This is a genomic window from Oceanobacillus salinisoli, from assembly GCF_009733865.1.
GTDB lineage: Bacteria > Bacillota > Bacilli > Bacillales > Amphibacillaceae > Oceanobacillus > Oceanobacillus salinisoli.
The window spans coordinates 293519-315272 of the sequence record NZ_WOFB01000002.1; the positions used below are offsets into that span (position 1 = coordinate 293519).

The following is a 21754-nucleotide window of genomic DNA, read 5'->3' on the forward strand; positions in this document are numbered from 1 at the left end:
CTTAAAATTGGGGCATAGATAATAAGATAGAACGGACATATTCTGATTTTTAAAACGAATATATATGATAAAAGAGATAGAGAAAAAAGGGGGATTTGAGATGGGATATATTTTGCCGGTTCATCAATCTCAATATAGTGACTATCAAACACGCGTGAACGAAAACAAGCGCTTGAGTACCAAAGCTGTGGAAAAGCCGTTTAAAGTTGTTTTAGAAAAACAGCATCAGGATATAAGAAATCAATACGAACGATTAAATAATACTGTCTCTCAATCGCCGCAGGAATTATTGGATGAAAAAAAAGGACGTTATTTTAATGTAACGATTTAATCAAAAATGGGATGTTCATTGGACATCCCATTTTTGATGGTCTCGATTGAAAAAAGGCAGGATAAATAATTCTTCTCCTTTTGTGTATTCTACATAAAATACTTCTTCTACCTTTTCGTATCCCTGTTCTTTTAGCTTTTCATGAAGCCATTCTTCCGTCAGGTTTTTTTCTTTCAAGTTATCATAAATGATTTCTCCATCATTTACAAGGGTTACTGGTAACTTCACTTCCTGAGGAGATAACTTCATGTCTTTTCGGGTTGGAGTTTGATAATCCGATTTTCTTAAAACAGATAGGGTGCCATCTGATTCAAGAATACCAAACTCCACTTCCTGAATAGAGAATACGTCTTTTTCACGTAATAAGTGCTGCAGCTGATGGATATCTAATTTATTTTTTTTCATGACATCTCGCATTAGTTTTCCGTTGTGGATAACTACGGAAGGATACCCTTCAATAAGCCCGCGGGTTCGTTTAAACTTTTGTGTAATAATTTCAGAACTATACATTAACACTCCATAAAGGGTAACGACAAAAGCGATTTCCGGTACACCGGCTTTTTCATCAAATAATGCATTCCCCACAAGTTCTCCTAGTAAAAGGGCAGAAATAAAATCAAAGGGTGTAATTTGTGATATTTGTGTCTTTCCTAATACTTTTGTAATAACGAATAAAGCAAAAAAGCCAAAAACTGTTTCGGTGAACATGGATAAATAATCACTCATCATTTTACGTATCTCCTTATGCAAACAATTCAATTGCTAGTTTACCCAGGAAAAATGCAATTATTTATGATGTGGGCTATCATTGCTAATTTAATGCTTTTTTACTATATTAGACAATCTAAGCATTCGTTCGCCTTTAGCAAATGTATTCGATTGAAAGTATAGATTGTGACGGTGGTTACTCGTCCCACCGAAAAGATTTGTTGTTTATGACACAAAATCTATAAACGGCAAACTAACTTTAAATGATGTTGGTACATCACCATCGCTACAGTAATACACTACGCTTTCCGCGGGCGCCCCGTGAGCCTCCCTGTGCTCACGCGTCTCTAGGAGGATCACTCTGGTCACTGTTCCCGCAGGAGTCTACGTGTATTTAACTCCGCTGGTTTTGGGCTTTTATCTTCCTAGCATTTTAATTAAGCTAATTAAATTTTAGCATAGCTAATCACTATTAAGCTGGTTGATTGGAGCGGAGGGCAGTTGACTTCTGCGGGAAAAGCACGTGTCTTGACCTGGGCAGCGGCGATTTTCCGCGAGGAGGCTGAAGCCGTGCCCTAAGGTGCACGACTGCCCGTAGCGGAAATCAACGTTGCAGTCACTTAGTTCGCACTTTATATCTACTGCGAGGTTAAAACACAACAAAACTTACGAACAGATCCTTCGTTTAAAACTTCCGCTTGTGAGTGGCAACACCGAACCACTTGACTGGCAGGAAGTAGTCTGTACGTCGATAAATAGGTGTTTGCATTTTTGTTCTACTTTTGACGTTAAAATTTTTTGCTGCGTTAAATCCATTTCTCAGCTAAAATTTTATCTTTCCTGAATTTTAAAAAAGCGCACACAAAGCTTGTGGCGCTAGGGATTTAAAATTCTTTTATCATCGTTACATGTGGAATACCTGCATCCATAAACTCACCTGAAACGGTTTCGTAACCCAGTTTCGCGTAAAATTCTTCTGCATGGGTTTGAGCGTTTAATTTGGCTTTGTTATAGCCCTTATCTTTGATGAATTCTTCCATTGCAAGAATTAATTCTTTTCCAAAGGATTTACCGCGTGCTTCTTTTAAAACGCAGATCCGTTCCAGTTTTCCATATTCATCAACAAAACGCAAACGGCTTGCCGCAACAGCTTTGTCATCGTCATACCCAACGAAATGGGTTGCTGTCTGATCATGCTCATCCAATTCTTCTTCTTCTGGTACTTTCTGCTCCTCTACAAAGACTACCATTCGTACTTGGTATGCTTGCTCAAGTTCTTCCTGTGTTTCTACTACTTTTATTTTCATACTTTTTCCTTTCCGAAGACAAACGTTTCATATACAGTCCAAGATCCATTATCTAATTGATATAACAATTGAAAACGATCGATTTTATCTTCAAATTCAAATTTATTCATTTTTAATGTTCCAAATACATCAGAATATTCATCATCTATTAAATCTTGAGCAATCGTAATATGCGGCACAAAGGTATGATTGCGATTGTCAACGAATTTTCCTTCATGCATTTTTTGATGTAAGTCAACCAACTCTTGAATCGGTTCTATTTTAAAATAAATCGTGTTTGTTACAGGTGCAAATGTACTTACTTTGTTAATATTAATCATAAACGGCTTCGTATCATTAGCGATATGCTTCAATTCTGTAATAAGTTCATCCATGAGTTTGTCTTCAGCTTCGAATGATTCCTTTAATGTAATATGCGGTGGAATCAGTGAATAATGTGGATCATATCTTTTTCGATATGAATTGGCTTCATCTTGAATGGATTTGGATGGAAAGATTGCAATCCCATATTTCATTTTAAATCCTCCTGTCAAATAAATAGTTTAAACTATATGGTTAAAACCTGTTTTATTGTGACGCTACCTTTTCTCCGGGTTTTGTTCTTATTATACCAAAACATTTATTCTTCAGAAAACATGGCTTTTAATGTGTGCGGCATATCTTGCTGCCAATACTTCCAGGTGTGATTACCATCTTCCAGTTCATGGTACGTGTAACTTGCTCCTTTTTCAGTTAAGAGTTTATTTAATTTGCGGTTTGGTGTCAATAAATCCTCCACTTTGCCATCTGATAATACTGCTTCGTCTTCCTTGGTGCCAATCGTATGATAAATATCAATAGAAGAGAGGTCAGCATTGGTCTCTTTCACTATTTTTAACATCGTTGCATCTATATAAGGTGAGTGCATGATCACTTTGCCAAAAGTATTTGGGTATTTAAGCGCTGTGGCTAATGCAAAGGTTCCAGCAAGGGAATCTCCCATTAATGCCCGGGATTTTCCGAGAAATAATGTTGGAATAAGATCATCGAGAAGCGGGATGACTTCATTTACAACAAACTTTGTATATGCTTCAAATTCCTCACCATTTGGGTGATACTTTTTCCGTCTATCCTTTCTATTTTTATAATGAATCCCGACAAAAACAGTATTCGTTATTTCTTCTGATTCATGCAGCCGATCACTAAATGTTGCCACTCTTCCCATCTGAAAAAAGTCGTTGCCATCCTGCATGATGCAAATATTGTACTTATAAAGGGGAGAGAAGCTTTCCGGTTGATAAATCTTTATAGCTTTTGTTTCATTTAAATACGTACTGTTGATTTCTTTATTGATCATCTTGCCTTTTCTGACCATATCGATGCCCCCAAATATTATGCTTTTTTTTAGTCTATCACGTCTACTGCAAACATTCTAATTTGCGGCGTCTAATAATTGACCTTTGTATAGTTGATAATAATGTCCTTTCTTCTGGATAAGTTCTTCGTGATTTCCCTGTTCTATGATTTTACCGTGTTCCAACATAATAATCCTGTTTGCTTCCTGAACTGTATTTAAACGATGTGCAATCACAAAACTAGTACGACCTTTCATAAGGCGTTTCAATGCATCCTGGATTTTTAACTCCGTAATCGTATCAATATTGCTCGTGGCTTCATCTAAAATGAGAATGGTTGGTTCATCCAGCAATGCTCTGGCAATTGTGAGCAGCTGCCTTTGTCCTTGACTGATTCCAGAGCCTTCCTGATCCAAAATGGTATCATATCCTTTTGGGAGTTTACGGATGAAATCATGGGCATTAGCATCCTTGGCTGCACGTATTATCTCTTCATCAGCTGCATTTAATTTACCGTAACGAATATTTTCCCGGATTGTTCCTTTAAACAAAAAGGAATCCTGTAAAACAAACGCCATATGCTGACGTAAACTGGAACGTTTCATGCTTTTTATGTCTGTTCCATCTATGGTGATCTTCCCGCTATCATAGTTGTAGAAGCGGGAGAGCAAGTTGATTATCGTAGTTTTCCCTGCTCCAGTATGTCCGACAAAGGCAACCGATTCACCTGGATTTACTTCAAAATGAATATTTTGAAGTATTGGTGTATCTTCGTAGGCAAAAGATACATTGTGAAAGCTCACTTTTCCCTTTATAGAGGAGATTTCTATGGCATTTTCTTCATCCATCTCTTCCTCTGCTTCATCCAGAACGTTAAATACTCGTTCTGCACCAGCAATCGCGGAAAGGAGCAGATTGAACTGGTTTGATAGTTCATTTAGCGGTCTTGTGAATTGTCGGGCGTATTCGGTGAATATAACGATGACTCCTACAGTAACAAGATCGGTGTTAATCGTTAACATTCCACCAATGAAAGCAATCATTCCAAAGCTTAAAAAGTTTAAGGTATTCATCACTTTTGGTGTGAAACCGGCAATCGTTTGTGCCCAAAATCCTGTGTTTTTCAGGCTGTTATTCCGTTTTTTAAATTCTTGAATAACCCGGTCTTCTTGGGTATAGGTTTTTACTACATGCTGCCCTGACACAATTTCTTCTACATATCCATTCACTTCTCCAATGTCGCGCTGCTGCATTTTATATAGACGTCCTGTCCGTCTAGTAATCCAGCGCATGGCCAGAAACATCATCGGAATGATGATCATCGTTACTAAAGTTAAAATCGGACTCAGTAACAACATTACAATGACGGTACCGATTAGTGTTAGAACACTGGAGAAAATCTGGATTACCGAGGAATTTAATACATTATTGATATTATCAATATCATTTGTAAGGCGACTCATTAACTCCCCGTGCTGCCTTTTGTCAAAATAGGAAATAGGTAAACGGTGAAATTGCTTAAATAAGTGTTCGCGTAAATCCTTGACGGTATTCTGTGCAATGCCTATCATCCAGAAACTTTGCAAAAACATCGATAAAGAGTGGAAAAGATAGATGAAAATCAAGCCAACTAGCAGGTAACCGAGGCCAGCTACTTCTCGAGTCACAATATAATCGTCGATAGCCATTCCGACCATATAAGGACCAAGTAAACTCAAGCATGATGTTACAGCAACAGCTAGCAACACAAGAAATAATCTTCCCTTTTCCCTGGCTAAATAGGACCAAATTCGCTTTAGGGTACCAGTCATGTTTTTAGCACGCATTTTAGAATCGATATCCACGTCGTCAAGGGGAATTTTTTGATGCTGAAAAGGTGCCTTTATTTCGCTAATTGACATGTGCATACTCCTTTCCAAGCTGTGATTCTACAATTTGCTGATACAAGTCAGATGTCATTAATAATTCTTCATGGGTACCTAATGCTAAGATTTCCCCTTCATCCATTAATAATATTTGATCTGCTTTGCTTGCGGTTGATATCTTTTGCGTAATGATAATAATAGTGCATTGATAGTTTCGAATGGCATCAAGTAAACGGGATTCTGTTGCTAAATCCAGTGCACTTGTACTGTCATCCAGCATTAATATTTTTGGTTTTCTTACAAGTGCGCGGGCAATGGAAATTCGCTGTTTTTGACCGCCGGATAAATTGACGCCTTTTTGACCAACCTTTGTCTCATATTGATTAGGCAGTTCCATAATCGTTTCATGAATTTGCGCGTCTTTTGCCGCTTGCATCACTTCCTCCAATGTAGCTCCTTTTTTCCCCCAGGCAATATTGTCAAAAATGGTACCTGAAAATAATAAAGGACTTTGCGGTACAAAACCAATGCTACCGCGTAATTGTTCAAAACTGTAGGAATGAATCGGCTGATCATCAATGTAAATTTCGCCATCAGTTGTATCATAAAGCCTTGGCATCAACTGGAAGAGAGAGGTTTTTCCAGATCCAGTTGCACCTATCATCGCCAACTTCCTCCCTGCAGGTAAAGTAAAGGAGATATTCTTCAATACTGGCTCATTACTATTTGGATATTGGAAAAATACATGGTCATATTCCACTTTTCCATTTTGTACAGTTACCGTTTTCTTCGGGTCTGCTGTATCAACGATGTCAACATCAACCGTTAATACTTCATTTATTCGGTCTGCGGATGCTTTCGTGCGGGAGAGCGCCATAATGATAAAGGAAAACATTGAAATCGACATGGATACACGAAGGGCATAGTTAATAATGGTTACTACTTCACCGACATTGGTATTTCCAGCAACGATTTGAGAGTTACCAAACCAGATAATAAATACCAAACTCATGTTCATAACAAAAAATAAGACAGGTGTGGAAGCTTCTACAAAACGAAAGGTGTTTCGTGTTGAATTCGCTAAATTGCGATTTGCTTTTTCAAATCGGCTTCCTTCAAAATTGCGGCGAAAAAATGCTTTAATCAGTCGCATACCAGCAAGGTTTTCCTGCATGATACGATTGACATTGTCTACGTTTCCTTGCACCTTCATAAACATTTTCCCTGCAAATTTAAGGACAATCGATAAGAAAAAAATAAGCAATGGAACTGTAATGAAGAAAATAAGAGCAAGTCTTGCGTGAACGACAAAGGCCATAATCACACCGCCCACTACAGTAAGAGGGGCTTTTGCCATAATTCGAAGTCCCATAAATACGGTGTTCTGCACTTGGCGAACATCATTTGTAAACCGAGTAACGAGTGCAGAGGTTGGGTACTGATTTAAATTTTTAAACGAGAAATCCTGGATTTTTTCAAATAATTTTTGGCGAAGATCATAGCCATAAGAAAAACTGACATGTGATGAATAAAAGGAATTAAGAACACCAGCCAAAAAGGAAAAGAAAGCTAGCACAATCATCATGCTGCCCCACATCGTGATATTCTCTAAATCCTGATTCATCACACCTTCATTAATCATTAATCCGAGGAAAAAGGGAAGAAGAAGTTCTACCGCCAGTTCTATGAGCATCAAAAATAGTGCGATGCCTGCGGAGAGTTTATACGGTTTTAAAAAAGACAAGACATTTCTCACGATGTACCTCCAATACAAAATAAAAACAATTTTTCTACTATTATAATAGTATCATTCAATTTTATCCAGTTTCTTATTTCGTGTTTCGAAATGAATGGAAATCTAATTTGTCTGTTTAATATGCTCTACTTTGTTTCAACTTAAAAATAGTACTGTCTTCCTATTAAAATGGTCGATAATAAGAACACAAGGTGATAGCTTTATCTACCCAAATGCGCGAAAATAAATTGTACCAATTAACGTGTACGGAAAAGAATTTAATTATATTTCAAGTGCATGCAGAAAGGGAAATGCAAATGTCGATGGATGATATTTTTAATAAATGGAAACAGACGGATTTTGTGGAACAAGTGAAACAGCGTATCAATTTTAAGGGAAATAATCAGGACGATGATTTTATTCAGCTGTTGTTATCGGGCTTTCAATCGTTACAGTTTATAATTTATGTGATGGAAGTCAGAGATGGAAAATACGTTTATTCTTATGCCAACGAAGCAGGGCTTGAAATCCTGCAAAGTGACCAATCACTCTTTGGAAAAACTTTTGAGGATGTATTGTCTAAGGAAAGTGCAGAGAACATGGAACAGCATTATCGGGAAGCTGTCATGTCTAATGAGGTTACCAGATTTGAAGATGAAATGATCCTGCAAAGTGGTGAAGAAGTAATCCAGGAAACGACACTAACACCTTTTTCTTTCCAGGAACAAAAGTATGTCATCGCTGTAGTAAAGGATATTACGGAAAAAAATAGGCAATGGGATACCTTAATCCAATCGAAAAGGCGTTTGGAGGAAAATGAACAGCGCTTATCTTCGCTGGTCGATCACAATAAGAATGCCGTATATATGTTTAATAAAAGTGGTTATTTTCTGGAAGTAAATCAGACAACTGAGAATATGTCCGGATATTCAAGCGGAAATTTAATAGGGAAACATTTCTCAAATATTGTTGTACCAAGGGATCGAGAAGAAGTAGAAGAGCAATTTCAACTAGCCGTTCAGGGACACACTGTGGATTATGAGACGACTATCTACCATAAAGATGGCCATGAGATTCATGTCTATGTACAAAATATTCCATACATCATTAATGGAGAAATAAAAGGCGTATATGGGATGGCTACAGATATCACTTCTGAGAAAAAGCTGTTTGAAGAAATGAGAATGCAAAATAATTTTTATAATTCATTACTGAAAGATAATACCGATACGATCGTTATTATAGATAATAACCATCAGGTTCAATATGTTAATGATGCATTTATAAATCTATTTGGTTTCGCGGAAAAAGAAGTACTAGGGGAAGAAATGCTTACCGTACCTGACTGGCTAAAAACAGAAACGGATGAGATACAAAATCAAGTATTACAAGGAAAGAAAATACAGGATCTACATGCGAAAAGACAACGGAAGTCTGGAGAATTACTGGACATGAGTCTTACATTTTCCCCGATTTATGATGAAACGGATCATATTATTGGGATGTCAATTACCGGCAGAGATATTACAAACACGATAAACGAACAACGGCAAATCAAAAAAGAAATGGAAGAGTTTGAACTTGTCTGGAAACATACGACAAATGCGATATGCCTGATTGGGTATGATGGCTCCATTATTAGGTCGAATCCAGGATTTGAAGAAATGTTTGGCGTGAAATCTGAACCGAATAAAAAAATGTCACTATCCGATATTCAACCAGAGTATCTCAATAATCAGATGGATTCGCTATTATCGAGGCTCAGTGAAGACCGGAACCCAATCGTATCCAGTACAAAACGAAAACGCAAAGATGGTACAGAGTTTGATGCAGAAGTTACCTACACCCCAATCCAGGAAGGAAATATGCTGGCAATTGCAACCTATAGGGATGTGACAGATTCTAATGCATTACTGGAAGAAATAAAAGAAAGGGAAGAGATGTATCGACAAATTGCAGAGTCACTTCCTGAAGCAATATTCATTTACCATAAAGATAAGGTGGACTATGTTAATCAACAAGGTTTGGAATTGCTAAATGCGAAAAACTCAAACCAGGTTGTTGGAAAAGGTCTATCCGATTTTATTCATCCGAAAAACAGGAAACACGTTATAGAGCAAATGAAAGAGGCAGAACAGCAATTACAAGAGGTTGAACCGAGTGAAGAGAAATTTCTTACACTCGATGGGGAAACTTTTTATGCAGAGACCCTAAAAGTACCGGTCACCATTCATGGAAGAACGTCCATACTCGTATTGGTCAGGGATATAACAGCAAAAAGAAGGGCCGAACAGGCGATGAAAGAAAGTGAAGAAAGATTCCGCATCATTGCCGAAAATTCCACGGATATTATCAAAGTACTCGATTCGAAAAGACGAGTGACTTATGCTTCGCCGACAGTGGAGCATATTTTAGGATATCCTGTCAGAGAAATTATCGGAAAACCTTATATACATTCCATTCATCCAGAGGATACAGAAGTAGTGGAGCGGCACTTTACTAACATGCTGCAGACGAAAGAAAACTTTGAAATGGAAGTAAGACAAATGCATCAGGAGGGCTATTCCATCTGGATGCGTTCCCATGTTATTCCAAATGTTAATGAACAGGGTGAAATTGAAAAGATAGTCGTAATCTGTAAAGACATCTCGGAAAATAAACGTAAAGAAGAAAAGCTTTCCAAAATGGCCTTTTATGATCAACTCACCGGATTACCGAACAGACGATTGTTTAATGACCGACTGGAACAGGCAATGTATACGACGGATCGCACCGGAAAACAGACAGCATTGATGATGATGGACTGTGACAAATTCAAGGATATTAACGATACATTGGGGCATGACGTGGGTGATGAAGTAATTAAGGAATTTGGTCGCAGAGTAAAGTTAACTATTCGCAAAACGGATACTGTTTCAAGGGTCGGAGGGGACGAATTTACTGTAGTTCTTCCAGAGTTGAAGAGTGAACTGGATGCGATAGAAGTAGGGAATAGAATACTGGAGAATGTACGGAAACCAATGCAAATAAGCGGTCATGAAATAGAAATTACAACAAGTATCGGTATATCCTTCTATCCGACGGGTGGCCGCGATTCTGACCAAATATTTAAGCAGGCGGATGAAAATTTGTATAAAGCAAAAGAACGCGGAGGGAATACACTATTTACAGATATTTACTAATTTAGAAATTATTCTTGGAGTGATTTTATTAATATAGTATATGGGAGACTAATCAAGCTAATGAAAGTAGGTACAAAAATATGAGGTATAAAAGAGATGAGCCTTTTCGTTATACTTTCGGAATACCTATACCAGCATCTTTTAAAATTTTAAAAATAGAAAACAAGATGATTGATTCTTCAAAAGGTGAAGCAAAAATCATCGATGTAAGCCCAGAAGGAGCAAAATTAAATTCAGAACTGGAATTACCAAGTAAACCTGTTCAAATAACGATTACTTTTAAGTTAAACGGTAAAGAATTTAATGTGATTGGGAATGTTATGTGGAAGAAACCAGTAGGGGTGACATTTGATTACGGAATACAACTTGAAATAGATGAGGATCATAGGCGGGAACTAATTGAGCATCTTAAATTGTTTTCAAAGAATGCAATGGATAAGTGAACTGGGTGCATGCCTAGTTCATTTTTTTAGGCTGTTTTCTAAAAGATGATTACTTTTGCAAGTCTTATATCGCATTGGATACAAAGTGAACTAGCTTTAGATGAAATTGGAGCTTAATCTATCGGAATTACCACCACATAAATTCCACAAAACTCATATTCGTAAAATAACGTCTATATCGTTTTGACAATCGTTTACATATGATGTATATTATCTGATGTGCGAACGATAATAAGGGAAATATGTTAAAATATCCGTGTTTTAGGGAGTGTATATCATGGAAAATGTATTTGATTATGAAGATATTCAGTTAATTCCCGCAAAATGTGTGGTTAATAGCCGCTCTGAGTGTGATACGACAGTAACACTTGGAGGACGAACTTTTAAATTACCGGTAGTTCCTGCTAATATGCAGACGATTATAGATGAAAGAATTGCAACGTATCGCTGAAAATGGCTACTTTTATATAATGCATCGATTCCAGCCGGAGAAGCGAATCGATTTTATTAAAGATATGAATGAACGTACCTTATATTCATCCATTAGTGTTGGTGTCAAAGAGGAAGAATATAGTTTTATTGAACAATTAGCTATAGAAAATCTATCCCCAGAGTATATTACGATTGATATTGCCCATGGACACTCCAATGCGGTGATTGAGATGATTCAGCATATCAAGAAGCACTTACCGGAAAGCTTTGTTATCGCAGGGAATGTTGGTACACCTGAAGCTGTTAGAGAGTTAGAAAACGCTGGATCAGATGCAACCAAAGTTGGAATTGGACCTGGAAAAGTTTGTATTACAAAAATTAAAACCGGTTTCGGTACTGGCGGTTGGCAGTTAGCAGCACTGCACTGGTGTTCGAAGACAGCAACCAAGCCGATTATAGCTGATGGAGGAATCCGTACGCACGGAGATATTGCAAAATCCATTCGCTTCGGTGCAACAATGGTTATGATTGGGTCTTTATTTGCTGGTCATGAAGAGTCTCCAGGAGAAACAAAAGAGAAAGATGGCAAGCTTTATAAGGAATATTTCGGTTCAGCCTCTGAATTTCAAAAAGGGGAAAAGAAAAATGTAGAAGGAAAGAAGATGTTTGTGGACTACAAAGGATCATTGCAAGATACACTAGATGAATTGGAGCAGGATCTTCAATCTTCTATCTCTTATGCAGGAGGAAAAGAAATAAAAGCCATCCGTAATGTCGATTATGTTGTTGTGAAGAATTCGATTTTTAATGGGGATAGGGTTTATTAGAAAGAGAATATTTTCTTAAGAAAACAGAAGCTAGGGATGTGAACCCTAGCTTTTTTTTTCACGTAAGGAAAATTATCCAAGAAGTATGTTCGGTTTACCTTAAATTTTAATGTCCCTAGTATAAGAAAAACGAACACATTCTCTAAAAGACGAGCGAATGCTTCGTTTTCTAACTATGCTGGTGATTTACGGGTTCTACCACTATTTATTAAATAACGATGCTGAAAAATCTCGGTGACAGCGAGTAAAAGTCCCGTAAATAAGGCTCCAAAGAAAGTTACTTCTGCACCAGCTAAAAACAGTGAAACAAAATAAACGATTAAAGTAGCAGCGGCAAAGTCCATAAGAGTACTAGTCCAAAAGGTATCCGCTTTTAACAGGAAAATTTCCATCATATGAGCAGCTACAGCGAGAATTAAACCAACAATTATAGGCTGCCAAAGATTAGCGTATGTCACATTTGGGAATAAGAAAGACGCGATGAAAACGGTAATAGGACAGACAAAGATTTTAATTATTAGACCTGTCATTATATACCCTCCTTTTTAGGAGTAGTATTTTCCAAGAAAATAAAAAGAATACAAAAAGGCTTTTATTTTAAGGCTGTTATCTAAAAGATGTTGCTCTTACAATGTTGTTCTAAATTTAATATACCCTCCTGACTAATGAAAATTCCTATGGTGATGCTCTCGCTTGTTCTCATGATGATAGCGGACTTTATTCGCTCAGGCAGAATACTTACGGTTCGTGGGGACGACCTAAAGGCTCATCAAGGAAAACCGGTGCGCCTCTAGTTTTTTATTAACGCTCCGTAGTAGGCTTCCTCGGTGCAAGGGAAAAAAAAGATTACTCAGTAGTGCTCGCGCTGCTAAAGTCTAAACACGAGTGATAAATTTCCTCTAATGGTTGATATCCCGCATACACTGGTTGATATGTGCGGCCGTTGTGTTGATATTTTGTACAACGGTTGATCTTTGCTTCTTTATGGTCACCCGCGGAAGTAGGTAGTGTATTTCCGTAGCGGTAAGTTGGTGCTCCTACATCATTTAAAGTTAGTCAGGAGTTTATATAAATTCATAACAACAAACTCTGCGAAAAGAGCCGATTTTGAAGAAAGTGTAAATGTCTGTTATTTCGGACTCTCTCTCCAGTATGAACAAAAAAACAGGCAGAACTAAATCCTGCCCCATCCTCTCCTAGAAATAATTACCTCTTAATTTTTGTCAATCACCTGAAATAGCGTTCATCATAACCCAAACGTTCAGAAGCGTCTTTACCTGCCTTAATCACTTTTTTAGCAATGTCTGGGATTTTGTAGTCTTTCATGCGTTGAATGGGTCCAACAACAGTAATGGCGCTGACTACTTTTCCAGTATAGTCCCTGATTGGTGCAGCAACGGATTTCGTTCCTTCTGTTAACTCTTCCGTACTGACTGCATATCCTTGTTTCCGAATCGTTTCCAGTTCTTCTCGAAGTCTGTTTGGATCTGTGATACTATTTTCAGTATAGGCAACTAAACCTTTTTCGATGACCTCTTCTACGATACTGCTGTCATTAAAAGCGAGTAAAACTTTCCCTGAACTGGTGCAATAGGAGGGGTTTCTCCTTCCGAGGTGAGTTAGTATGCGTACAGGGTGATTGCATTCTTCTTTATGAATATAGATCGTATCCAGTCCGTCCATAATCGCTAGGTGTGCTGTTTCACCAGTATCATTAACCAGCTTGTAGAGAACTGGTGCAGCTTCATTATGAATTTCCAAGTTATTGGTGACAATCCCGCCAAGTGTCAAGACAGATAGCCCCAGGCGATACTCGCTTGTTTTCTCATCTTTAATGACAAAGCCCTCACTTGCTAAAGTGGAAAGCAGTCTACTGACAGTGCTTTTTGCAAGACCAAGTTGTTCTGCGAGTTCACTTACTTTTTTTGTAGGTTCAAAAGTTGAAAAGCTTTTAAGAATACGCAGGGCATTTTTTACAGAAGAAAGTATTTGTGGGTCACCACTCTTTTTCTTCATGATTCTACCTCCTTATGTGATGTTCTGTATATAAGAACATATTTATTGCGTGTTTTATCAGGTGTAATTCAATAAGTACACTAATTTGTTAACGCTTACTCATAAGTATACTATAAATTCTATATATTTTTTACCTCTCGTTCCACATAGAGGAACTGGCGTCTTTTTTTATTTATTTAGCTTACTTATAATGAACATGTGCTGGAGTAAACAGCGTTTAAGTAATAGTTTGTCTACATGAAAATACTTGTTTTATAGGTAAAATACCGGAAATGGTGTATACATTTCCGGAAATACACATAAGGAGGAAGGTAACATGCAAACTACAGAAACTAAGACAGAAGTGAAACCGATTGATTGCTCACATTATATTGATGGAAAGTATGTACCATCAGGAAATGGGAAAACGTTCGAGAATGTTAATCCTGCTACAGAAGAGGTATTGGGAACCGTTGCAGTAGGTGGAAAGGACGAAGTGGATCAAGCGGTTAAAGTGGCAAGGAAAGCATTGAAAGGTGAATGGGGAAACATGCCAATTCGAAAACGCTCCGCAATTATTCGCAAAATTGGCGATTTAATTTTAGAAAGAAAGCCGGAGTTAGCAACACTTGAAACATTGGATACAGGGAAGCCATTATGGTTATCCAACAGTGTGGATATTGAAAGGGCTGCATATAATTTCCATTTCTTTGCCGACTATATGACTTCAGTTGGAACGGAGTCCTACCAGCAAGATGATATTGCCATTCATTATGCCGTTCGCCGTCCGACTGGTGTGGTAGGTTTAATTAATCCATGGAATCTTCCATTATTATTGATGACATGGAAATTGGCTCCAGCTCTTGCGGCAGGAAATACCGTTGTCATGAAACCATCGGAAGTAACGCCGATGACAGCTACAGTCCTAGCACAAATTTGTACAGACGCAGGGGTGCCTGATGGTGTTGTTAATATGGTACATGGATTTGGTGAAACAGGTGCTGCAATTACTGCACATGAAGAAGTCGATGCCATTGCCTTTACTGGTGAAACCGTTACTGGAACTGCGATTATGAAATCGGCTGCCCCAACGTTGAAAAAATTGTCCTTTGAATTAGGTGGTAAAAACCCAAATATTATCTTTGGGGATGCAAATTTAGATGATGTCATAGAAACAACGATGAAATCCAGCTTTATCAATCAAGGGGAAGTTTGCTTGTGCGGATCAAGAATTTATGTGGAACGTTCAATTTATGATGAATTTTTAGAACGGTTTGTAGCAAAAACGAAAGAGTTAAAAGTGGGAGACCCATTTGAACAAGATACAAATGTTGGTGCATTAGTAAGTGAAGAGCACTATAAAAAAGTACTTAGCTATTTGGATATTGCTAAGGAAGAAGGGGGAACTTTCCTAACAGGTGGGAAGGCTGCAGATGTAGATAAAGGATATTTCGTGGAACCGACCATCATTACTGACTTGGGAAGAGAGTCCAGATGTGTGCGTGAAGAAATTTTTGGACCTGTTGTAACGGTTATTCCTTTTGAAACGGAAGAAGAAGTGATGGAGCAAGTCAATGATACTCACTATGGTCTAAGCGCAAGCCTTTGGACGACAGATATTAAACGGGCAACGCGTTTATCTGCGGAAATTGAAGCAGGCATGGTATGGGTGAATACTTGGTTCTTGCGTGACCTTCGTACTCCATTTGGAGGAATGAAACACAGTGGTATCGGTCGTGAAGGTGGAGCACACAGCTTTGACTTCTATTCAGAATTAACGAATGTAACTGTTAAACTCTAGGAGGATTTATATGGTAACGAAGAACATACCTAAAATAGAAAGCCATGCAAAACATTTAGCAAATGCTTGGAGAAATCAGGAAGGGGTCCAACCATTAACTGAGTTGGATCCTGACCTCTCTATAGATGAGGCTTACTATGTCCAATTACACACCATTAGAGAGTACGTTGAAAGCGGTCAGCGAATTTCCGGAAAAAAAATTGGTTTAACGTCAAAAGCAGTACAGGAAATGTTAGGTGTTACGGAACCGGATTATGGACATTTATTAGATAATATGGAAGTGAAAAATAATGGGGAGATTTCCTTTAATCGTGTACTTCAGCCTAAAGTGGAGGGAGAACTTGCTTTTATTTTAAAGGAAGACCTAGCTGGACCAAATGTAACCGCTTTTGATGTTCTTCAGGCGACAGATGTAATTGTACCTGCTCTTGAAATTGTCGATAGTCGAATTAAGGATTGGAAGATTACCCTTGAGGATACTGTAGCTGATAATGCATCTTCCGGATTATATGTACTCGGTGGAACCCCTAAAAAAGTTACTGATATTGATATCAAGCAAATTGGAATGGCGATTTATAAAAATGGGGAGCTTCAAAATACGGGTGTTGGTGCTGCTGCATTAGGAGACCCTGCCAAATGTGTGGCATGGCTTGCGAATAAACTAGCAAACTATGACATTATATTAAAAGCCGGGGAAGTGATTTTATCAGGTGCCTTATCCGCAATGATAGAAGCAAAACCAGGTGACCATTTTTACGCAAAATTTGCTGAATTAGGTGAAGTACGAGTTCGTTTTACAGAAGAATAAATAGGGAGGGATGGGTATGAGTAAAGTTAAAGCAGGAATTATTGGTTCTGGAAATATTGGGTCCGATTTAATGGTCAAATTAACCAAATCGGATACATTGGAATTAACCACGATGATGGGGATAGATCCGACTTCAAGAGGTATGCAGCATGCGAAACACTTAGGACTGGAAGTATTTGATAACGGGGTAGATGGTTTATTAGAACAACCGGACATAGTTGATATTATATTTGATGCAACAAGTGCAGGGGCACATATTCATAATGCAGAGGTGGCCAAAAAGCTAGGTAAGCAAATGCTGGACTTAACTCCAGCAGCAATTGGTCCTTTTATTGTTCCAACGGTGAACTTAGGTTCCCACCTGGATGCGGATAATGTCAACTTAATTACATGTGGTGGTCAGGCGACGATTCCGATTATCCATGCGATAAATAAAGTTGCAGCGGTTGAATACGGAGAAATCGTTGCGACGATTGCAAGTAAAAGTGCTGGTCCAGGAACAAGGGCAAATATTGATGAATTCACTGAAACTACTGCTAAAGGCATTGAGCAAGTAGGTGGTGCGAAAAAAGGGAAGGCAATCATTATCTTAAATCCAGCTGAACCTCCAATTATGATGCGTGATACGGTTCATGCCATCGTAGAAGAGGGAGAAGTGGACGAAAAGGCAATTACTGATTCGGTTGTGGAAATGGTAGAGAAGGTCCAATCTTATGTTCCTGGGTATAAACTACGTACAGAACCGATTTTTGACGGAAATAAAGTCACTGTGTTCCTTGAAGTGGAAGGGGCTGGTCATTACTTACCAAAATATGCAGGTAATCTTGATATTATGACATCGGCAGCTGTGAAGGTAGCGGAGGAATTTGCAAAAAATCGATTAAATGTAGCAGCCAAATAAGTTCAGGAGGGGAGGATACATATGTCCAATCAAAAAGAAATAAAAATTACGGAAGTTGCATTGCGGGATGGAAGTCATGCGATTAGTCACCAGTACACGGTAGAGCAGGTAACAGCAATTACGAAAGCATTAAATGAGGCACGTGTCCCATATATTGAGGTTACCCATGGTGATGGACTGGGAGGATCATCATTACAATACGGTTTATCTTTAACAGATGAGTTAAAATTAATAGAATCGGCTGTTTCTGTTGCTGATTTTTCAAAGATTGCGGTCCTGTTACTCCCTGGAATTGGTACAATTGAGGATTTGAAAGAAGCAGCTAGTATTGGAGCAAAAATGGCAAGGGTTGCAACGCATGTGACGGAAGCAGATGTATCGAAGCAGCATATTGAAACAGCTAAAGAATTAGGCATGGAAACGGTCGGGTTTTTAATGATGAGTCATATGGCTCCAGTGGAAAAACTGGTAGAACAGGCCAAATTAATGGAAAATTATGGAGCGGATACGGTTTATGTAGTGGATTCTGCAGGTGCCCTCCTTCCACATCAAGTGACGGAACGAATCAAGGCTCTTCGTCAAGAGTTATCTATTCATATCGGTTTCCATGGTCATAACAATCTATCCCTTGCCATGGCTAATACATTAGCTGCGATTGAGGAAGGGGCTAATAGAATCGACGGAAGTATCCGCTGCTTAGGTGCTGGTGCAGGAAATACCCAAACAGAAGTATTGGTAGCTGTGCTGGATAAAATGGGAATTCAGACTGGCGTAGATCTATACAAAATTATGGATATCGCAGAGGATATCGTTGCACCTATCCTGCCAAAACCTCAAGAAATCACCAAAGACAGTTTAACGTTAGGTTATGCTGGCGTATACTCCAGTTTTCTTCTGCACTCCAACCGTGCAGCGGAGAAGTTTGGTGTTGACTCCCGTGATATTTTAGTAGAATTAGGCAGAAGAGAAATTGTTGGCGGACAAGAAGATATGATTATTGACGTTGCTGCTGAGCTTGCGAAGGCAAAAGCAACCGTTTGATGGTTAGAGTTTATAAAAAGCTCTTTTTGCAAGGTGTATTGTTATAAAATTGATATAAACTCCTAACTAACTTAATTAAGGATAAATGTCTGATGGGATGGGTGCTATGTTGATTTCCGCTCCGGGCAGTCGCTTTCCGCGGGCACGGCTTCAGCCTCCTCGCGGAAAACCACCGCTGCGGGGTCTTCAGACACGTGCTATTCCAGCAGGAGTCGACTACCCTCCGCTACAATCAACCATCTTAATAGTGGTAGACTATATTTTATAGCATAATCACATGCTAGAAAGCCAAAAGCACCAAACCAGCGGAGGAAATACACGGAGACTCCTGCGGGAAAAGAGGCATCGGTGAGACCCCTAAAGAAGACAGCACGAGGAGGCTCACCAGCCGCCCGTGGAAAGCGTAGTGTATTTCTGCAGCGGTAGTATTATCTCAAATTAAATATATTTACAGTCTATATAAAATGCGAAATAAAATATTCCTGCAAAAAGTAATAATCTTTTAGAAAACAGCCAAAAGGAATATACAGTTATACATTGGAAAGGAGGAAGAACATGGATAAAAATCTAATCAAAGAGCTTGCTAATTATACACATCATGCAGAAAAAGAGAAACAGGAAATCTTAAAAATTACTGCGGAGCTATATCCGGAGCTGACGATTGAAGAAGCCTATTTGGTACAGGAAGAATTAATTAAACAAAAGTTAGAAAAAGGTAGCAAAATCATTGGTCCTAAAATGGGGATTACAAGTGAAGCGAAAATGAAACAAATGAATGTAGATGATCCAATCTATGGATATGTATTTGATTACATGGTCATTAATGAAGGGGATTCTATCTCTATATCAGATTATATCCATCCGAAAGTAGAGCCGGAAATTGGTTTTATTTTATCAAGGGATTTGGAAGGACCGGGTGTGACGCCATTGGATGTTTTACGCTCGACTGAGTATGTATTCCCGGCTATTGAAATTATTGATAGCCGTTACGAAAATTTCAATTTCACATTACCAGACGTTATAGCGGATAACACCTCAGCAGCTGGTGCAGTATTTGGAACGAACCTTAAAAGACCGGAATCATTAGAATTGGATGTAGTCGGTGTTACCTTATCGATTAATGGTGAAATTCAGGCTTTAGGTGCAGGTGCCGCAGTTCTTGGCCATCCAGCTAACTCTGTTGCAAGACTTGCTAACATGCTGGCTAAAAAAGGGGAAAAGGTGAAAGCAGGTCAGCCGATTTTAACTGGTGGTATTACAGCAGCAGTACGATTATCCCCTGGAGATTATGTCAGTGCTAAGTATGGTGGCCTAGGAGATATTTCGTTTTTCGTTAAAGAATAAATGTGAAACGGAAATTTTCTTTATATCGACAAGGGGGGATGGACTTGCCACTCGTTAATATTCAAATTATGGAAGGCAGATCACAGGAAAAAATTGATGCATTAATGAAAAATGTGACAGATACGGTTAGTGAAACACTGGGGGCTCCAAAAGAAAATGTACGGGTGATTGTAACCGAAATACCTAAAACACATTGGGGCATTGGTGGAACCAGTGCTAAAAATTTAGGGAGATAATCGGTGAAACGAGTAACCGCTGTACCAATGTCTTAAAATGCAGTCTTATAAAAAAATCCGAACTAAATTGATTTCTAAATAAAGATTTTAAATCATAGTTCGGATTTTTCTTAACTAAAACATTTTTGTCCCATCCTAAAATGCAGAATTTTTTATAAAATTTTTAGAATGTTGCGCATAGAGGAACAACTAGATTCCTATTACGATTGACTTATATATAATAAACATTAAGAACTATTCCTTGTATAACATTTCTATGAATCTATATTTTTTTAGATTTAATGAAAACGTTATCATTAGGAGTAGAAAAATAGGAGGGAATTGTGTCATGGAAAACGAATTAAAGAGGTTTGATGTTGCTCAATTAGCTCACGTGGAGATTTTTACTCCGGATCCGGAGGGCACACTATGGTTCTTTAAAGAATTATTAGGTATGTCAGAAACAGCCAGAGAAGGGCAATCCGTTTATCTCCGTTCTTATGAGGACTTTTATCATCATTCGCTAAAAGTAACGGAAAGAAAGGAAGCGGGCTTAGGGCATATAAGCTGGAGGGCTAGTTCAAAGAATGCATTAGAAAGACGCGTGAAAGACCTTGAAAAATCCGGAGCTGGGAAAGGATGGATTGATGGGGATCTTGGTCATGGTGCAGCTTACCAATTTGTAACTCCTGACAACCATAATATGGAAATTTTATGGGATATTGACTATTATCAGGCGCCAGAAAATCAAGTAACCGTATTAAATAATCGACCGCAAAAACGCCCGAACAAAGGGGTACCAGTTCGTCGGATTGATCATGTGAATTTACTGTCCAGTGATGTTACTGTTAATAAAAACTTTGTGATGGATGAATTAGGATTTAACTTAAGGGAGCATGTCGTAAAAAATGACGGAGGAGAAATTGGTGCTTGGTTAAGTGTTAGTCCGTTAGTTCATGAACTAGCCTTAATGGGTGACCAAGGTACTTCTGAGAAGGGACTGGGACGACTTCATCACGTTGCTTTCTGGTATGGCTTCCCGCAGCATTTACATGACTTGTCTGAATTATTAACTGAAAATGGAATTAAAATTGAAGCAGGCCCATTGAAGCATGGGGTATCTCAAGCGATGTGCATGTATGTCATTGAACCTGGAGGAAATCGTGTAGAACTATTTGGCGATTCCGGATATTTAATCTTTGACCCAGATTGGAAGCCAGTAACCTGGACAGAAGATCAAGTGGAGCAAGCAATTATATTCTATGGGGCTCCATTACCGGATTCCTACTTTAAATATGGAACTCCACAAGTGAAATCACCTGTACCATCATCAAAATAAGAATGGCTATGATTATAGATCATCCCACTTCCTAATTGAGAGAAGTGGGATGATTTTTCGTTTAATGATGAAACTTGTTATTTTTGGATTACGGACACTTCATTTTTAGTGTATTTTTTAATAAGTTAAGAAAGTATAAATTTGCG

18 protein-coding genes and 1 pseudogene are annotated in these 21754 nt (G+C 38.4%); 11 read left to right on the forward strand and 8 right to left on the reverse strand.

What is annotated here, in order from left to right:
- Nucleotides 1–100: 100 nt before the first annotated feature.
- Entirely contained in the window at nucleotides 101–331 is a 231-nt protein-coding gene (locus GMJ66_RS03235; protein WP_156288900.1) for a hypothetical protein, read from the forward strand.
- Between the two features lie 15 nt (nucleotides 332–346).
- Here the strand turns inward: GMJ66_RS03235 and GMJ66_RS03240 are convergent, their stop codons facing one another.
- The 6 genes from GMJ66_RS03240 to GMJ66_RS03265 form a co-directional block, all read right to left on the reverse strand.
- A complete protein-coding gene (locus GMJ66_RS03240) occupies nucleotides 347–1057 on the reverse strand; it encodes a DUF421 domain-containing protein (RefSeq protein ID WP_156289005.1) in 711 nt (236 codons plus the stop codon).
- Between the two features lie 866 nt (nucleotides 1058–1923).
- Nucleotides 1924–2346, reverse strand: a complete 423-nt coding sequence (locus GMJ66_RS03245; protein ID WP_156288901.1) for a GNAT family N-acetyltransferase — start codon at nucleotides 2344–2346, stop codon at nucleotides 1924–1926.
- Nucleotides 2343–2861, reverse strand: coding sequence for a YjcG family protein (locus tag GMJ66_RS03250; protein WP_156288902.1), 519 nt, complete (start codon nucleotides 2859–2861; stop codon nucleotides 2343–2345). Before GMJ66_RS03250 ends, GMJ66_RS03245 begins: the two co-directional genes overlap by 4 nt.
- A 104-nt stretch (nucleotides 2862–2965) precedes the next feature.
- Entirely contained in the window at nucleotides 2966–3700 is a 735-nt protein-coding gene (locus GMJ66_RS03255; protein ID WP_156288903.1) for an alpha/beta hydrolase, read from the reverse strand.
- A gap of 57 nt (nucleotides 3701–3757) precedes the next feature.
- The gene (locus GMJ66_RS03260; protein WP_156288904.1) at nucleotides 3758–5581 is read right to left on the reverse strand and encodes an ABC transporter ATP-binding protein; all 1824 of its coding nucleotides are present in this window, start codon (nucleotides 5579–5581) and stop codon (nucleotides 3758–3760) included.
- Nucleotides 5571–7301 carry an ABC transporter ATP-binding protein gene (locus GMJ66_RS03265; protein WP_156288905.1) on the reverse strand — a complete coding sequence of 577 codons (1731 nt, stop codon included), beginning with the start codon at nucleotides 7299–7301 and terminating at the stop codon, nucleotides 5571–5573. The genes GMJ66_RS03260 and GMJ66_RS03265 overlap by 11 nt, the downstream gene beginning before the upstream one ends.
- A gap of 296 nt (nucleotides 7302–7597) precedes the next feature.
- Here GMJ66_RS03265 and GMJ66_RS03270 point away from each other — a divergent pair, with 296 nt between their 5' ends.
- From GMJ66_RS03270 to guaC, 3 genes and pseudogenes are all read left to right on the forward strand, one after another.
- Nucleotides 7598–10462 (forward strand): PAS domain S-box protein, encoded by a 2865-nt coding sequence (locus GMJ66_RS03270; RefSeq protein WP_197046586.1) that lies wholly within the window; start codon nucleotides 7598–7600, stop codon nucleotides 10460–10462.
- A gap of 80 nt (nucleotides 10463–10542) precedes the next feature.
- Nucleotides 10543–10905 (forward strand): PilZ domain-containing protein, encoded by a 363-nt coding sequence (locus GMJ66_RS03275; protein ID WP_156288907.1) that lies wholly within the window; start codon nucleotides 10543–10545, stop codon nucleotides 10903–10905.
- Nucleotides 10906–11182: 277 nt separating this feature from the next.
- Nucleotides 11183–12164: pseudogene (guaC, locus tag GMJ66_RS03280) on the forward strand (GMP reductase).
- A gap of 173 nt (nucleotides 12165–12337) precedes the next feature.
- On the opposite strand, the gene GMJ66_RS03285 reads toward guaC, so the two are convergent.
- Both GMJ66_RS03285 and GMJ66_RS03290 read right to left on the reverse strand, forming a co-directional pair.
- Nucleotides 12338–12694 (reverse strand): DUF2512 family protein, encoded by a 357-nt coding sequence (locus GMJ66_RS03285; RefSeq protein ID WP_156288908.1) that lies wholly within the window; start codon nucleotides 12692–12694, stop codon nucleotides 12338–12340.
- Nucleotides 12695–13391: 697 nt separating this feature from the next.
- Nucleotides 13392–14180, reverse strand: a complete 789-nt coding sequence (locus GMJ66_RS03290; RefSeq protein ID WP_156288909.1) for an IclR family transcriptional regulator — start codon at nucleotides 14178–14180, stop codon at nucleotides 13392–13394.
- Between the two features lie 316 nt (nucleotides 14181–14496).
- Between GMJ66_RS03290 and GMJ66_RS03295 the strand changes: the two genes are divergently transcribed.
- From GMJ66_RS03295 to GMJ66_RS03325, 7 genes are all read left to right on the forward strand, one after another.
- Complete coding sequence (locus tag GMJ66_RS03295) at nucleotides 14497–15960, forward strand: aldehyde dehydrogenase (RefSeq protein WP_156288910.1); 1464 nt, start codon at nucleotides 14497–14499, stop codon at nucleotides 15958–15960.
- Between the two features lie 10 nt (nucleotides 15961–15970).
- Nucleotides 15971–16768 carry a 2-keto-4-pentenoate hydratase gene (locus GMJ66_RS03300; RefSeq protein ID WP_156288911.1) on the forward strand — a complete coding sequence of 266 codons (798 nt, stop codon included), beginning with the start codon at nucleotides 15971–15973 and terminating at the stop codon, nucleotides 16766–16768.
- Between the two features lie 16 nt (nucleotides 16769–16784).
- Nucleotides 16785–17669, forward strand: coding sequence for an acetaldehyde dehydrogenase (acetylating) (locus GMJ66_RS03305; RefSeq protein ID WP_156288912.1), 885 nt, complete (start codon nucleotides 16785–16787; stop codon nucleotides 17667–17669).
- A 21-nt stretch (nucleotides 17670–17690) separates the two neighbouring features.
- Complete coding sequence (gene dmpG, locus GMJ66_RS03310; RefSeq protein WP_156288913.1) at nucleotides 17691–18710, forward strand: 4-hydroxy-2-oxovalerate aldolase; 1020 nt, start codon at nucleotides 17691–17693, stop codon at nucleotides 18708–18710.
- 555 nt (nucleotides 18711–19265) lie between these two features.
- Nucleotides 19266–20054, forward strand: coding sequence for a 2-keto-4-pentenoate hydratase (locus GMJ66_RS03315; RefSeq protein WP_156288914.1), 789 nt, complete (start codon nucleotides 19266–19268; stop codon nucleotides 20052–20054).
- Between the two features lie 44 nt (nucleotides 20055–20098).
- The gene (locus tag GMJ66_RS03320) at nucleotides 20099–20290 is read left to right on the forward strand and encodes a 4-oxalocrotonate tautomerase (RefSeq protein WP_156288915.1); all 192 of its coding nucleotides are present in this window, start codon (nucleotides 20099–20101) and stop codon (nucleotides 20288–20290) included.
- A gap of 328 nt (nucleotides 20291–20618) precedes the next feature.
- Nucleotides 20619–21608, forward strand: coding sequence for a catechol 2,3-dioxygenase (locus tag GMJ66_RS03325; protein ID WP_156288916.1), 990 nt, complete (start codon nucleotides 20619–20621; stop codon nucleotides 21606–21608).
- Nucleotides 21609–21754: the final 146 nt, after the last annotated feature.

Bases quoted from the DNA above. Each gene is read 5' to 3' on its own strand.
- GMJ66_RS03235 (WP_156288900.1), top strand. From the start codon at position 101: ATGGGATATATTTTGCCGGTTCATCAATCTCAATATAGTGACTATCAA.
- GMJ66_RS03240 (WP_156289005.1), bottom strand. From the start codon at position 1,057: ATGAGTGATTATTTATCCATGTTCACCGAAACAGTTTTTGGCTTTTTT.
- GMJ66_RS03245 (WP_156288901.1), bottom strand. From the start codon at position 2,346: ATGAAAATAAAAGTAGTAGAAACACAGGAAGAACTTGAGCAAGCATAC.
- GMJ66_RS03250 (WP_156288902.1), bottom strand. From the start codon at position 2,861: ATGAAATATGGGATTGCAATCTTTCCATCCAAATCCATTCAAGATGAA.
- GMJ66_RS03255 (WP_156288903.1), bottom strand. From the start codon at position 3,700: ATGGTCAGAAAAGGCAAGATGATCAATAAAGAAATCAACAGTACGTAT.
- GMJ66_RS03260 (WP_156288904.1), bottom strand. From the start codon at position 5,581: ATGTCAATTAGCGAAATAAAGGCACCTTTTCAGCATCAAAAAATTCCC.
- GMJ66_RS03270 (WP_197046586.1), top strand. From the start codon at position 7,598: ATGTCGATGGATGATATTTTTAATAAATGGAAACAGACGGATTTTGTG.
- GMJ66_RS03275 (WP_156288907.1), top strand. From the start codon at position 10,543: ATGAGGTATAAAAGAGATGAGCCTTTTCGTTATACTTTCGGAATACCT.
- GMJ66_RS03285 (WP_156288908.1), bottom strand. From the start codon at position 12,694: ATGACAGGTCTAATAATTAAAATCTTTGTCTGTCCTATTACCGTTTTC.
- GMJ66_RS03290 (WP_156288909.1), bottom strand. From the start codon at position 14,180: ATGAAGAAAAAGAGTGGTGACCCACAAATACTTTCTTCTGTAAAAAAT.
- GMJ66_RS03295 (WP_156288910.1), top strand. From the start codon at position 14,497: ATGCAAACTACAGAAACTAAGACAGAAGTGAAACCGATTGATTGCTCA.
- GMJ66_RS03300 (WP_156288911.1), top strand. From the start codon at position 15,971: ATGGTAACGAAGAACATACCTAAAATAGAAAGCCATGCAAAACATTTA.
- GMJ66_RS03305 (WP_156288912.1), top strand. From the start codon at position 16,785: ATGAGTAAAGTTAAAGCAGGAATTATTGGTTCTGGAAATATTGGGTCC.
- dmpG (WP_156288913.1), top strand. From the start codon at position 17,691: ATGTCCAATCAAAAAGAAATAAAAATTACGGAAGTTGCATTGCGGGAT.
- GMJ66_RS03315 (WP_156288914.1), top strand. From the start codon at position 19,266: ATGGATAAAAATCTAATCAAAGAGCTTGCTAATTATACACATCATGCA.
- GMJ66_RS03325 (WP_156288916.1), top strand. From the start codon at position 20,619: ATGGAAAACGAATTAAAGAGGTTTGATGTTGCTCAATTAGCTCACGTG.